14 protein-coding genes are annotated in these 11,755 nt (G+C 66.8%); 7 read left to right on the forward strand and 7 right to left on the reverse strand.

Going from position 1 to position 11,755, the window contains the following annotated elements:
- Nucleotides 1-112: 112 nt before the first annotated feature.
- The 5 genes from GTP41_RS19710 (at nucleotide 113) to GTP41_RS19730 (ending at nucleotide 5,431) form a co-directional block, all read left to right on the forward strand.
- Nucleotides 113-622, forward strand: a complete 510-nt coding sequence (locus GTP41_RS19710; RefSeq protein WP_161027293.1) for an RDD family protein — start codon at nucleotides 113-115, stop codon at nucleotides 620-622.
- Between the two features lie 218 nt (nucleotides 623-840).
- Entirely contained in the window at nucleotides 841-1,353 is a 513-nt protein-coding gene (locus GTP41_RS19715; RefSeq protein ID WP_161027294.1) for a Csu type fimbrial protein, read from the forward strand.
- Between the two features lie 3 nt (nucleotides 1,354-1,356).
- Nucleotides 1,357-2,067, forward strand: a complete 711-nt coding sequence (locus GTP41_RS19720) for a fimbrial biogenesis chaperone (RefSeq protein WP_161027295.1) — start codon at nucleotides 1,357-1,359, stop codon at nucleotides 2,065-2,067.
- Between the two features lie 38 nt (nucleotides 2,068-2,105).
- Nucleotides 2,106-4,397, forward strand: a complete 2,292-nt coding sequence (locus GTP41_RS19725) for a fimbria/pilus outer membrane usher protein (RefSeq protein WP_161027296.1) — start codon at nucleotides 2,106-2,108, stop codon at nucleotides 4,395-4,397.
- Nucleotides 4,394-5,431 carry a Csu type fimbrial protein gene (locus tag GTP41_RS19730; protein WP_161027297.1) on the forward strand — a complete coding sequence of 346 codons (1,038 nt, stop codon included), beginning with the start codon at nucleotides 4,394-4,396 and terminating at the stop codon, nucleotides 5,429-5,431. The genes GTP41_RS19725 and GTP41_RS19730 overlap by 4 nt, the downstream gene beginning before the upstream one ends.
- Here GTP41_RS19730 and GTP41_RS19735 read toward each other — a convergent pair.
- Entirely contained in the window at nucleotides 5,428-5,721 is a 294-nt protein-coding gene (locus tag GTP41_RS19735) for a hypothetical protein (protein WP_161027298.1), read from the reverse strand. The genes GTP41_RS19730 and GTP41_RS19735 overlap by 4 nt on opposite strands.
- A 240-nt stretch (nucleotides 5,722-5,961) precedes the next feature.
- On the opposite strand from GTP41_RS19735, the gene GTP41_RS19740 reads away from it, so the two are divergent.
- The gene (locus GTP41_RS19740) at nucleotides 5,962-6,768 is read left to right on the forward strand and encodes a class I SAM-dependent methyltransferase (protein ID WP_161027299.1); all 807 of its coding nucleotides are present in this window, start codon (nucleotides 5,962-5,964) and stop codon (nucleotides 6,766-6,768) included.
- Nucleotides 6,769-6,774: 6 nt separating this feature from the next.
- On the opposite strand, the gene GTP41_RS19745 is transcribed toward GTP41_RS19740, so the two are convergent.
- Genes GTP41_RS19745 through GTP41_RS19755 form a run of 3 tightly spaced genes read right to left on the reverse strand, consistent with a single transcriptional unit; the run spans nucleotide 6,775 to nucleotide 8,503 of the window.
- Nucleotides 6,775-7,305, reverse strand: coding sequence for a hypothetical protein (locus tag GTP41_RS19745; RefSeq protein ID WP_161027300.1), 531 nt, complete (start codon nucleotides 7,303-7,305; stop codon nucleotides 6,775-6,777).
- A complete protein-coding gene (locus GTP41_RS19750; RefSeq protein WP_161027301.1) occupies nucleotides 7,305-7,601 on the reverse strand; it encodes a putative signal transducing protein in 297 nt (98 codons plus the stop codon). Before GTP41_RS19750 ends, GTP41_RS19745 begins: the two co-directional genes overlap by 1 nt.
- Complete coding sequence (locus tag GTP41_RS19755) at nucleotides 7,598-8,503, reverse strand: LysR family transcriptional regulator (protein WP_161027302.1); 906 nt, start codon at nucleotides 8,501-8,503, stop codon at nucleotides 7,598-7,600. Before GTP41_RS19755 ends, GTP41_RS19750 begins: the two co-directional genes overlap by 4 nt.
- 99 nt (nucleotides 8,504-8,602) lie before the next feature.
- On the opposite strand from GTP41_RS19755, the gene GTP41_RS19760 reads away from it, so the two are divergent.
- Nucleotides 8,603-8,830 (forward strand): DUF2798 domain-containing protein, encoded by a 228-nt coding sequence (locus GTP41_RS19760; protein WP_161027303.1) that lies wholly within the window; start codon nucleotides 8,603-8,605, stop codon nucleotides 8,828-8,830.
- Nucleotides 8,831-8,838: 8 nt separating this feature from the next.
- On the opposite strand, the gene GTP41_RS19765 is transcribed toward GTP41_RS19760, so the two are convergent.
- The 3 genes from GTP41_RS19765 to ltaE form a co-directional block, all read right to left on the reverse strand.
- Entirely contained in the window at nucleotides 8,839-9,927 is a 1,089-nt protein-coding gene (locus tag GTP41_RS19765; RefSeq protein ID WP_161027304.1) for a DUF4214 domain-containing protein, read from the reverse strand.
- A gap of 109 nt (nucleotides 9,928-10,036) precedes the next feature.
- A complete protein-coding gene (locus GTP41_RS19770) occupies nucleotides 10,037-10,720 on the reverse strand; it encodes an RNA pseudouridine synthase (RefSeq protein ID WP_161027305.1) in 684 nt (227 codons plus the stop codon).
- Complete coding sequence (gene ltaE, locus GTP41_RS19775; RefSeq protein WP_260115406.1) at nucleotides 10,720-11,715, reverse strand: low-specificity L-threonine aldolase; 996 nt, start codon at nucleotides 11,713-11,715, stop codon at nucleotides 10,720-10,722. The genes GTP41_RS19770 and ltaE overlap by 1 nt, the downstream gene beginning before the upstream one ends.
- Nucleotides 11,716-11,755 lie beyond the last annotated feature (40 nt).

Here is an 11,755-nt window from a genome sequence, read left to right on the forward strand (position 1 = left end):
GCCGTGCCAGGCGCGGCCGCGCCGGCCAGCGCCCCGTCGGCCAGCCCGCCCGATGCCGCCGCGCCGGCCGCCACTCCACCTGCCGCGCCCAACGCCCCAACCGTGGTTCCCAATGCAAGCAAATAACGCTGTGCCGACCGTCAAGCGCCGCCTGACGTCGATGATCTACGAAATCCTGCTGGCCGTCGCCGCCCTCTTCCTGCCGCTGCTGATCGTGGAGTTCGCTACCCAGGCCGCCATTACGCCGTTCGCCTGGCATATCCGGCAAGCCACGGTTTTCGTGGTGCTGGGCATCTATTTTGTGCACCAGTGGACGCGCAAGGGCCAGACCCTGGCCATGCAGACCTGGCGCATCAAAGTGGTGCGCCCGGGCTTTGCCAGCCTGCCGGTCGGCACCGCCATGTTGCGCTACCTGCTGGCCTGGCTGTGGGTGGTGCCGGCCATCCTGCTCGACTATCTGCTCCACCTGGAGCGCTGGCATGCGCTGTACGCGCTGCTGGGCGGCGTGCTGGCCTGGTCGCTGACCGCCTTCCTCGACAAGGACCGCCAGTTCCTGCACGACAAGCTGGCCGGCACCCGCCTGGTTCAGCTGCCGAAGCCCGAAAAACAGCTTAAGCAGTGAAATCCACTGTTGCGTTTGTGTAGCACAAACGCGATTTTTCCCCGCCAGCAAAAGCCCCTTCGCCGCCGGCAAAATCACGCCTTTTTCCGTCCAGATATACTTGATTCCAGGCTGCCGTCCCCGACTGAGACGCGCGGCCGCCCTTGCCTGGTCCTGGTTCGTGCGCCCCTGAAACCGCCGTATCAACCGTGACACCCCCCCCCTTTGTTGGAGGAATCATGTTACGAGTTAAGCTGAGCATCGTCGGCACCATCCTTGTCCTGAACACATTCGTGCCGGGCTTTGCCGCCACATATAGCAACGGCACCGGCACCACCACGTTCGACGTCTCGATGAAGATCATCGCCAACTGCGTTATCTCGGCATCGGCCCTGGATTTCGGCCAATCGCAAGGCGTACTGAACACCGCCGTCAACGTCAATACCTCGCTGAGCGTCACCTGTACCAACACCACGCCATATAACGTCGGCCTGAGCGCCGGCAGCGGCAGCGGCTCGACCGGCACCACCCGCTACATGAGCGGCACCGGCGGCAATACCGCCACGGTGGCGTTCAACCTGTTCCAGACCGCTGGCGCCACCTTGTGGGGCGATACGCAGGGCACCAACACCGTGGGCGGCACCGGCAACGGCAATGCCCAGCCGCTGACCGTGTACGGCCAGGTACCGGCCCAGACCACGCCGATGCCGGACACCTACCGTTCCACCATCACTGCGACGGTGTACTTCTAGGGCATGCGCAGGCTGGCACTCCTGCTGTTCCTCGCTTTGCCGGCTGCCGCCGCGGGTGCGGCCAGCTTGCAGATTTCCCCCGTGTCCCTGCTGCTGCGCGGCGAGCAAAGCGCTACCGCGCTCCAGCTGCGCAACGCCGGCGAGGCGCCGATCTTCGGCCAGGTGCGCGTCTTTACCTGGGACCAGAAGGGCAGCGAGGATGTGCTGCAGCCAACGCAGGATGTCGCCGCCAGCCCGCCGCTGGTGCAGGTCGGCCCCGGCGAAACGCAGCTGATCCGCCTGATCCGGCTTGGCCCGGCGGCGCAAGAGGAGCGCACCTACCGCGTGCTGATCGACGAAATCACGCGCGAAGGCGAGCCGCAAGCGGCGGGCGTGGATTTTCGCCTGCGCTATTCGATCCCCTTGTTCATGCGGCCGGCCGGCGAGCCGCAGCCGCCGCGCCTGGCCTGGCGCCTGTTCCGCAGCGAGGCGGGCTGGATGCTGTCCATCGCCAATAGCGGCGGCATGCACGCCCAGATCGGCGCGATGACCATGGCCGCGCCGGGCGCTGCGGCGCACGAAATCAGTAAAGGCCTGTTCGGCTATGTGCTGCCGGGCCGCACGCGCGAGTGGCTGCTGCCCTTGCCTGCCGCGACGCCGCTGGCAGCCGAGGTGCAGGTCGAGGCGCAGGTCAATGGCAAGCCTGCGTCGCTTACGGTGCCTGTCACGCGGTGAGCGTCGGGCAAGGCGCTGCCGCTCTTGCGCTCCCGGCCATGGCCTTGGTACTGGGGCTGGGCCTGGCGGCCAACCCGGCCAACGCGCAGGGGCAAGCGCAAACGCTGGCGCCGGCAACGGTGGAGTTATTCCTGGAGGTGAGTGTGAACGGTGAAGCGAGCGGCCAGTTGCTGCGATTCCGGGAAGGTGCGGGCGGCCTGCGCACCAGCGCGGCCAACCTGCGCCTGCTCGGCATCGACGTGCGCCGCCTCGGCCTGCGCGGCGGCGAAGAGGAGGTGGCGCTGGGCGCCCTGCCCGGCCTGCGCTACGACTACGACCGCGCGCGCCAGCGCATTGCCCTGCTGCTGGACGACGCCCTGCGCGAGCCGCTGCGGCTCGATGCGCGCGTGGACGACAAAGCGCCGCCGCAGCGCGCCACGCCGGGCGTCGTGCTGAACTATGACGTCATCGGCCAGGTGCGCCCGCAGCGCTCGGCGATCGCCTTCAATGAACTGCGCTATTTCAACGACCACGGCGTTTTCTCCAGCACCGGCCTGCTCACGCTGTCGCGCCAGGGCAACGACTACCTGCGCTATGAAAGCGCGTGGAGCAGCTCCGACCCGGACACCCTGCGCACCTGGAAGGTGGGCGATGCCATCACCTCCTCGCTGCCATGGAGCCGCGCGGTGCGCATTGGCGGCATCCAGTGGCGCAAGAGCTTCGATCTGCGGCCCGACTTGCTGACCTATCCGGTGGCCTCGGTGCAAGGCAGCGCGCTCGTGCCTTCGGCGCTGAGCGTGTACGTGAACGGCATCCAGCAATACGGCACCAGCGTGCCGGCCGGGCCATATGTGGTGAACCGCGTGGCAGGATTCAGCGGCGCCGGCCAGGCCACTGTCGTCACGCGCGACGAGATGGGGCGCAGTAATGTCATCGAGGTGCCGCTGTACGTCGATACCCGCCTGCTGGCGCAAGGCCTGTCCGAATATTCCGTGGAGGCGGGTTTCATGCGGCGCGACTACGGCAGCCGCTCCTTCGCCTACCGCAAATCGCCGCTCGCCAGCGCCTCGCTGCGCTATGGCGCCAGCGACCGCCTGACATTGGAGGCGCATGCGGAAGGCGCCGCCTCCGGCGCGACAGCCGGCGGCAGCGTCCTGTGGGGCCTGGGCCAGGCCGGCGTGCTGAGCGCCAACGCCGCCCTCAGCAAACAAGGCGGCCGGCAGGCCGGCCTGGGCTACCAGTACATCAGCCGGCGCTTCAGCGTGGACCTGGCCGCGCTGCGCGCCGACGCGCGCTACCAGGACCTGGCCAATGCCGACGGCACGCAGCCGGCGCGCCGCACCGACCGCGCCGCCGTCAGCATGGCCTTGGGCCAGGCCAGCAGCATCGCCGTCAGCTACATTGCCTTCGACACGCCCCAGTCTGCCCCGGCGCGCATTGGCTCGCTATCGGTGTCCACCTATCTCGGGCGCAGCCTGTTCCTGACCGTATCGGCCTTCCAGGATTACCGCCAGCGCAGCAACAAGTCGCTCTTTTTCAGCTTATCCACCACCTTTGGCGAGCGCACCTCGGCCAGCGCCAATGCCGGCCGCCAGAACGGCAACCGGCAGCATAACTTCAGCCTGGTGCGCCCGCCCGACTTCGAGGGCGGTACCGGCTGGTCGCTGCAGCAAGGCGCCATCGGCAGCAGCACCTATCGCCAAGCGCAGTTGCAGTACCTGGGGCGCTACGGCCAGGCCAGCGCCATCGTGCAGCAAAGCGGCGATTCGGAAAGCGCGGCGCTGGAACTGGCGGGCGCCGTGGTGCTCATGGACGGCACGCTGGCGGCGGCGCGCAGCGTCGGCAACGGCTTTGCGCTGGTCTCGGCCACGCTGGAAGGGCTGCCCGTGGTGCACGACAACCGCGTGCTCGGCAAAACCAATAGCAGCGGCTACCTGCTGGTGCCGAACCTGAACCCCTTCACCGCCAACCGTATTTCGCTGGACGTGACCAATGTCGCCGCCGATATCAACGTCGGCACCACCCATGCCAACGTCGCCCCGCGCAACCTGAGCGGGCTGCTGCTGCGCTTCCCGATCACGCGCTACCGCGCCGCCAGCATCGTGCTGACCGACGCCGCCGGCCGCCACCTGGCGCCGGGCACGCCGGTGCGCCACCGCGAAAGCGGGGCGGAAACGGTGGTGGGCTACGACGGCGTGGTGTTTGTCGACGGCCTGCGGGAGCAGAACCACCTGGAGGCCGGCAGCGGCGCCAGCGCCTGCAGCACCAGCTTCCGCTACCAGCCGGCGCCCGACACGCCGGTTACGCGCATCGGCCCGCTGGCCTGCCAACCCGGCCCAGGGGCGCCATGAAGCGCGCGCACCGCCTGCGTCCGCCGAACCGGCTGGCCCTGCCGGCCCTGCTGCTGCTGCTGGCGGCCGCCCCGGCGGCGCACGCCGACCTCTGCAGCGCCTCGCTCAGCAACCTGAACTTCGGCAATGTCAGCCCGATCACTGGCAGCGATATCTACGCCAGCGCCAGCGGTAACGTCAGCTGCAGCTGGAGCTTGCTCAACCCCACGCCGCCCTTCCTGCTGCTACTGCCGAAAGTAACGGTCTGCGTGAACATCGGCCTGGGCAGCAATTCCAGCGCGACCACCCCGCGCACCCTGGGCAACGGCGCCAACCGCCTGCAATACAACCTGTACCGCGACGCCACCTACTCCGCCGCCGCCATCTTCGGCGGCCCGGCCACGCCGGCCACGCCCACCCCGCTGACCGTGGGCGGCACCTCGCCCAACCTGATCACGGGCGGCACCATCAATATACCTTTCACGGTCTACGGCAAGATTCCGGCCGGCGCGGCGCTGGCGGCGGTTCCGACCAGCAGCGACAGCGATACCGTGTACACCTCCAGCTTCGCCGGCAACGCCACGATCAACTACGCCTTCTACAACCTGGTGGCGCCAGCCTGCACGGCCGGCAGCAGCGCCAGCTTCACCTTCCAGGTCAACGCCACGGTCATCAACGACTGTACGATTTCCGCCGCGCCGGTGAACTTCGGCAGCAACGGCGTGCTGAATGGCACGGTGCGCGCCACCGGATCGCTTTCGGTCCGGTGCACCAATAACAATGCCTACCGGATTACCCTGAACGGGGGCAGCGTGGCGAGTGACGTGACAGCGCGCAAAATGAAGCCCGCCAGCGGCAGCGGACGCATCGCCTACCGCCTGTCGCAAACGCTGGACGGGCCGATCTGGGGCGATGGCACAGGCAGCACGGCGGTGCATACGGGCACCGGCACAGGCAATACGACGGGAGTGACGATTTACGGGATGGTGCCGGCCCAGACTACGCCGGCGCCAGGGGACTACAGCGATACGGTGCAGGCCACCATCGCGTTTTAGAACGTAATGGTGACGAGCTTGGGATCGGCGGCGTTGGCGGCCTTGGCGGCGCTGCTGTCGGTGCCGGCGAGGATTTGCGGGGCAGGCGCCGTAACGGCGGTGGGCTGGCTGATCGCATAAGGCGTGGCCAGGTCGCAGTGAACGGACTGCTGCTGCGCAGTGGCCTGCACCTTGCAGGATTCGACGATGGTGAAGCTGACCTGGATGCTGGCCGAGCGGCTTGCAGCATGCGTGTCATGTGCCAGCGCGACAGCAACGACCAACAGCAGCGATTGAACAACTGTTTTCATTTGATTCCTGTCAGCACAGGCTTGTCTGGGGAGGCTTTCGCCTGCAGCCGGCGCGTTGATCATTGTTTAGGATGATTTCCTACTGGAACTGATAGTAGCATGCCTAGCGGCAATTATCACCAAATATCACCAATAATCACCGCACGTGGCAGGCGCCCAACGACGAAATGGCAAGCTTGCAGTAGAGCTATTGTGGCCCGATTGGCGCGCTATACTGGATTGGGACAAAGGGAGGTCACCATGGACAAAGACAGCAGTTTTACCGGTTCCATTCCGGAAACTTATGAGCGCGCCCTGGTGCCGCTACTGTTCGCGCCGTACGCCACCGACATGGCGCGCCGCCTGGGACAGCGCCGGCCGCAGCGCATCCTGGAGGTCGCGGCCGGCACCGGCGCCGTCACCCGCCACCTGCTGCAGGAATGCCCGCAGGCGCACATCGTTGCCACCGACCTGAACGAAGCCATGCTGGAGCAGGCACGCCGCGCCGTCGCCTCGCCGCGCGTCGAATGGCGCCAGGCCGACGCCCAGCAACTGCCCTTCCCCGACGCCGATTTCGACGCCCTGGCCTGCCAGTTCGGCGTGATGTTCTTCCCCGATAAGCTGCGCGCCTTCAGCGAAGCGCGCCGCGTGCTCAGGCCGGGCGGCCTGTATTGTTTTAACGTGTGGGATGGCATCAGCCATAACGACTTTTCCGCCACCATCAATCACGCGCTGGCCAAAGTATTTCCCGACGACCCGCCGCGCTTCCTGCCGCGCGTCCCCTTCGGCTACCACGACGTTGAGCTGATCCGCAGCGAACTGGCGCGCGCCGGCTTTAGCGGCGCCGTCACGCACGAAGTGGTGGCCGCCAGCAGCCGCGCCGAATCGGCCCACATCACCGCCATGGCCTTATGCCAAGGCTCCCCGCTGCGCGCCGATATCGAAGCGCGCGCGCCGGGACGGCTGCAGGAAGCGACCGATGCCGCCGCCGCGGCGCTGGCCGAAAAGTTCGGGCCCGGCCCTAGCGAGGCCCGCATGCAGGCCATCGTCTTCACCTGCGAGGTCTAGGCGCGCTTACTCAGGCGGCGTGAATTTACGCAGCAAGGCGCCTTTGGCGTTGAAGACAAATCCCTTGCCGCCCACCAGCCTGGAGTCCTGGCACTCTGGGACGGTACAGCGCCGCACGCAATCCTGGCACGCTTGCGCTTCGCCGTTCCGGAACGCCAGGCAGGCATCGTAGACGGGCGGGACGACGATGCGGAAGGAGCCGGCGCGGAAATAGCCGCATTTGCCTTGCGCGGTAAACCGTCCCACGCCCTGTTCGGCATCGGGGAAATCGAAATCGCCGGTGTGCGCGATGCCCGGCACCACGACCACGCCGCGCCGGTTGACCGCCACCAGCTCGCGCGGCGCCTCGATCACGATGAGCGCCATGCCGGACTTGTTCAGCTCCAGGCGGTCCAGGTATTGCCGCTTCACCTGGCGCACCTTGCCTGCCGTCTCCAGGCAACTGGCCGACCAGTCGCCGCCTTGCGGACAAGGGTCGGCGGCCAGGGCCGGGCTGGCAATGAGGGCAAGCAGGCATGCCAGCAGGAAGGCGCGCATTACTTCGATCCCTTGGGCGGAAAATCGTAGACGCGGGCCCCGCCCACATCCTCATCGTCATCCAGGGCCAGGTCGCCACGCTCGAACGCGGCCAATATCTCCAGCGCCGGTTCCAGCTCGGACTCGGGCACCATCACGCGCGCGCCGCCAATGGCCGGCGCCAGCAGCAGCGCCGCCTGCACGTGCTGGTCGTCCATGACCGTAGCGTGCAGGCCCGCCGCGCGCAGGCAGCCGCACAGGATGAAGGCATCGGCCGGCACCAGGCAGCGCCGTACCAGGCAAAAACTGGTGTTCATGGGCTGATGTTACTACTTAGCAAAGGATGACGCGCCGTGAAGGCCGCCAGGTGTTCCAGCAACGCGCGCACGCGGGCCGGCAGGTAGCGTTGCTGCGGCCAGACCGCGTACACCGTGCGGCACTGCGGGGTCCAGCCCGGCATCACGCGCTGCAGCGCGCCGGACTGCAGGCTGGCATCGCATTGCAGCTCCGGCGCCAGCACGATGCCCAGCCCCGCCTCCGCCATCAGCACCGCCAGCCGTACCTCGTTCACCCGCACGCGCGGCTCCGGGCGCAGCACGCTCTCCGTGCCACTGACAGGATCGCGCAGGCGCCATTCGCGCAGCGGCAGCGTGGCAATCGCGGCATGCTTTGCCAGTTCCGCCGCATTGCGCGGCGTGCCGTGCCGCGCCAGGTAGGCCGGCGCCGCCGCTAGCACCAGCCGCACCTCGGCCAGTTTGCGCTGGGTCAAGGTGGAGTCGGCCTGCGCGCCGATGCGGATGGCCAGGTCGGCGCCGGCCCCCACCAGGTCCTGCACCTCGTTCGACAATTCCATTTCCAGCTGCACCAGCGGGTACTGCTCAAGGAAGCTGGCCCAGGCCGGCGCCAGGATTTCGCTGGCAAAATTCACCGGCGCCAGCACCCGGATCGTGCCCTCGACCGCGCCCAGCGTGGCGTCCAGCCGCATGGTGGCCTGGCGCAGCGCCTGCACCAGCGGGCGGCATTGCTCGTAGTACTGGGCACCTTCCGCCGTGGGCTGGGTGCGGCGTGCGCTGCGGTGCAGCAGGCGATAGCCGAGCGAGGCCTCCAGCCGTTGCAGGCGGCGCGTGACGGTGGCGGTGGGCAGGCCCTCTTTTTCAGCGGCGGCGTTCAGGCTGCCCGCCTCCACGATGGCGACAAACAGGGCGAGGTCGTCTAACATGATTCCATATTTGGAATTAGAGATTGGAATTTCATCTCTAGTGTACTTCAGTGGAATTGATTACGCTTGAGCCATTGAACCAGCTCTAGGAGATACGCCATGCCTGACCTGCGCACCCGTATGATTTTTGCGGCCCTGATGTCGCTCATGATGTCGGTGATCATGAGCGGCTGGATTACCTGGCTGAACGTGGGCTTCCAGCCCAACTACGCCGACCGCTGGCTGCACGCCTTCCTGGCGGCCTGGCCGGCGGCCTTTGTCAGCGTGATGCTGATCGCGCCGACCGTGCAGCGCCTGACGCAGCGCGTTTCCGCCGCGCTGCGCTAAGGCTGGCATTAAACCCAGGCTTTGAACTCGATGCCGTTCTGCATGCTGCCCACCAGTGCGGCATAGTTTTCCTCGCTCTCGCTGAAGCCAACCAGCACGCTCGACAGCGGCGCCTTGTTATTGTCCAGCACGTCAAGCCAGTAGCGGAAGCCGTCGCTGTCCGGCGCGCGGTGCAGGACGTTCTGGTAGAGGCGCAGCAGGATATCCGCATTGTCGGGGTTGGTGCCGTAGACGTTGCGGAACTCATTGGAGTTGATGAATCCGGCCGCCGCATTGAGCAGGGAGTAGCCGCTGTCCAGCGCATTGATCCAGTAGCCCAGGCCTTCCAGGTCGGGCGCGCGGTTGAAGGCGGCCTGGTACAGGCGATAGGCCTGGCCGGCGGCGCCGTTGACGTCGAAGGCCACATCGATATCCGAGAAATCGATACGCTCGATATTCGACAGCAAGTCCTTGCCATCATTGCCCATCAGGTCGGTCACGATGATACGGTCGCCATCGACGCGCACCGAGTACTCGGAACGCTTGCCGTTGTAATAGGCTTCGTCCAGGCCGGTGCCGCCGTCCAGGTAATCGCTGCCCCGGCCGCCCAGCAGGGAGTCGCGGCCTTCATAGCCGAAGATATTGTCGTCGCCGGCGGTGCCGTTGATGTCCTCGCCTTTGATGCTGCCGTCGATATTGTTGCCGGTCAGGGTGGACAGGTCCTCGTAAATGCCGAGCGTCACGGCTTGCTGGCCGGCGCCCGCGCCCTGCCACCAGGAAGCGTCCACATAGTAGGTGCCGGTGTAAGGGGCGACAAACGTCACGTGGTCGTAGCCCCAGCCGCCGCTGAGGTCATCCTCGGCAATCGCGTTGCCACGGTCGTCGAACACCAGCAGCACGTCCGGGTCTTTGTAGCTGGTGGAGCTGAGCGAGTACATGGCACCCGCAATGCCCTTGAAGCTGAACACCGCGGCGCCGGCGGCGCCGGCGTAGTTGGCCGTGTACTGCACCGCGTTCTCGTAGTTGTGCGCGTTATAGGCCAGCATCGACAGGCGTGGCGCATAGGCCATTTCGTACTGGGTCAGTTTGGTGAAGTACGGAATGGTGGTGTAGCTCATGGCAGTCTCCTCGGTTATCCTGGTTTAAATCTTAGCCACGGATGCGGCAGGAAAAGGCAAGAATTACAATTTGTTTCGCGGCTTACAGCTTCAGCCCAGGGCCACGGGCTCAGAAACGTTCGTAGCCCTGCAGGTAACGCCACTCGCCCGGCTGCAGGCCGGCCATCGAGATGCGGCCGATGCGCTGGCGTTTGACGGCGGTGGCGTTCAAGCCGACGTCGGCGCACAGCTTGGCGACCAGGGCCGGCTTGGGCGGGCGCACGGCAAAACGCAGGCGCTGTTCATTTTGCCAGCTGACTTTCCCATTGCCCTGGTTCAGTTGCGCCAGGCCGTTGTCGGCGATGGCGCCTTCCACGTCGACGATCAGTTCCTGCTCGACCAGGGCGCCCTCCTCCACCAGCTTGCGCGTGACGCGGAAGTCCTGGGTGAAGACGAACAGGCCCGATACGCTGTTTTCCAGCGGCAGGCAGGCGGTCAGGTTGCGCAGGTGGCGCGACAGGAAGCGGGTGCGCTGGGCGTCGGCGCTGCGCGCCTCAGGCAGCAGGCAGGCCAGCGGGTCGGCGCCGGCCGGCTTGTTCAGCAGGATGGTGACGGGGGTGATTTCGAGCAGCGTGGCGTCGGGCGCCAGCACCACTTGCTGGTGCGGTGCGACGCGGACGCCCGGTTCTTCCACGATCTGGCCGTCCACGCTGACGTAGGCGCCTTCGATATAGATTTCGGCTTCGCGGCGCGAGCAGGGAAGCATGTCCGCCACGCGCTTGGCGAGGCGGACGGTGTTGTCGTCGTTGTTCATTATTGCTGGAAGTAGTGGGCGAACACGGCGGCGACCTGTTCCAGGTCGGCGCGGGTGACGTCCAGGTGGGTCACCAGGCGCAGGGTCGGCGCCATCGAGACACGGATGCGTTCTGCCGCCAGCGCGGCGTTCAGGCCTTGGCAGGCGTCGCGCGGCATGGTGACGAACAGGATGTTCGTTTGCGGCGTGCTGACTTGCAGCGCGCCGATCTTGGCCAGTTCGGCCGCCAGCCAGGTGGCATTGGCGTGGTCCTCGGCCAGGCGCTGCACATTGTTCTGCAGGGCGTACAGGCCGGCGGCGGCGATGATGCCGGCCTGGCGCATGCCGCCACCCAGCATCTTGCGCCAGCGCTTGCCTTCTTCAATCAGTTGCCTGCTGCCGCACAGGACGGAGCCAACCGGGGCGCCGAGGCCTTTGCTAAGGCAGACCGAGACGCTGTCGAAGCCTTGCACGGCTTGGCGCAGGGTGATGCCTTGCCGGACGGCGGCGTTGCAGATGCGGGCGCCATCCAGGTGGGTGGCCAGGCCGCGCTGGTGCGCAAGCGCAGTGGCTTGCTGCACGTATTGCGGCGGCAGGACTTTGCCGCCGATGGTGTTTTCCAGGGCCAGCAGCTTGCTGCGGGCGAAGTGGACGTCGTGCGGCTTGATGGCCGCTTCGATGTCGTGCAGAGCGATGCTGCCGTCCGGCTGGTTGCTGAGCGGCTGCGGCTGGATGCTGCCGAGGACTGCGGCGCCGCCGCCTTCGTACTTGTAGGTGTGCGCGTCCTGCCCGACCAGGTATTCGTCGCCGCGGCCGCAGTGAGCCAGCAAGGCGATCAGGTTGGTCTGCGTGCCGGACGGCGCGAACAGGGCTGCTTCGTAGCCGAAGGTTTCGGCGGCATAGGCTTGCAGGGCGTTGACCGTGGGGTCGTCGCCGTACACGTCGTCGCCCACGGCGGCGCTGCGCATGGCTTCGCGCATCGCGGCACTGGGCTGCGTGACGGTGTCGCTGCGCAGGTCGATCCAGCGTGCGCCGCCAGGCGCGGCGCTTGGCTGG

The sequence above is a fragment of the Pseudoduganella guangdongensis genome (assembly GCF_009857475.1).
In the GTDB taxonomy this organism is placed as follows: domain Bacteria; phylum Pseudomonadota; class Gammaproteobacteria; order Burkholderiales; family Burkholderiaceae_D; genus Rugamonas; species Rugamonas guangdongensis.

What these genes read in the sequence shown, in the direction of transcription:
- GTP41_RS19765 (WP_161027304.1), bottom strand. Translation starts at nt 9,927, where the DNA reads ATGAGCTACACCACCATTCCGTACTTCACCAAACTGACCCAGTACGAA.
- GTP41_RS19760 (WP_161027303.1), top strand. Translation starts at nt 8,603, where the DNA reads ATGCCTGACCTGCGCACCCGTATGATTTTTGCGGCCCTGATGTCGCTC.
- GTP41_RS19740 (WP_161027299.1), top strand. Translation starts at nt 5,962, where the DNA reads ATGGACAAAGACAGCAGTTTTACCGGTTCCATTCCGGAAACTTATGAG.
- GTP41_RS19730 (WP_161027297.1), top strand. Translation starts at nt 4,394, where the DNA reads ATGAAGCGCGCGCACCGCCTGCGTCCGCCGAACCGGCTGGCCCTGCCG.
- GTP41_RS19720 (WP_161027295.1), top strand. Translation starts at nt 1,357, where the DNA reads ATGCGCAGGCTGGCACTCCTGCTGTTCCTCGCTTTGCCGGCTGCCGCC.
- GTP41_RS19715 (WP_161027294.1), top strand. Translation starts at nt 841, where the DNA reads ATGTTACGAGTTAAGCTGAGCATCGTCGGCACCATCCTTGTCCTGAAC.
- GTP41_RS19710 (WP_161027293.1), top strand. Translation starts at nt 113, where the DNA reads ATGCAAGCAAATAACGCTGTGCCGACCGTCAAGCGCCGCCTGACGTCG.
- GTP41_RS19770 (WP_161027305.1), bottom strand. Translation starts at nt 10,720, where the DNA reads ATGAACAACGACGACAACACCGTCCGCCTCGCCAAGCGCGTGGCGGAC.
- GTP41_RS19725 (WP_161027296.1), top strand. Translation starts at nt 2,106, where the DNA reads ATGGCCTTGGTACTGGGGCTGGGCCTGGCGGCCAACCCGGCCAACGCG.
- GTP41_RS19745 (WP_161027300.1), bottom strand. Translation starts at nt 7,305, where the DNA reads ATGCGCGCCTTCCTGCTGGCATGCCTGCTTGCCCTCATTGCCAGCCCG.
- GTP41_RS19750 (WP_161027301.1), bottom strand. Translation starts at nt 7,601, where the DNA reads ATGAACACCAGTTTTTGCCTGGTACGGCGCTGCCTGGTGCCGGCCGAT.
- GTP41_RS19735 (WP_161027298.1), bottom strand. Translation starts at nt 5,721, where the DNA reads ATGAAAACAGTTGTTCAATCGCTGCTGTTGGTCGTTGCTGTCGCGCTG.
- GTP41_RS19755 (WP_161027302.1), bottom strand. Translation starts at nt 8,503, where the DNA reads ATGTTAGACGACCTCGCCCTGTTTGTCGCCATCGTGGAGGCGGGCAGC.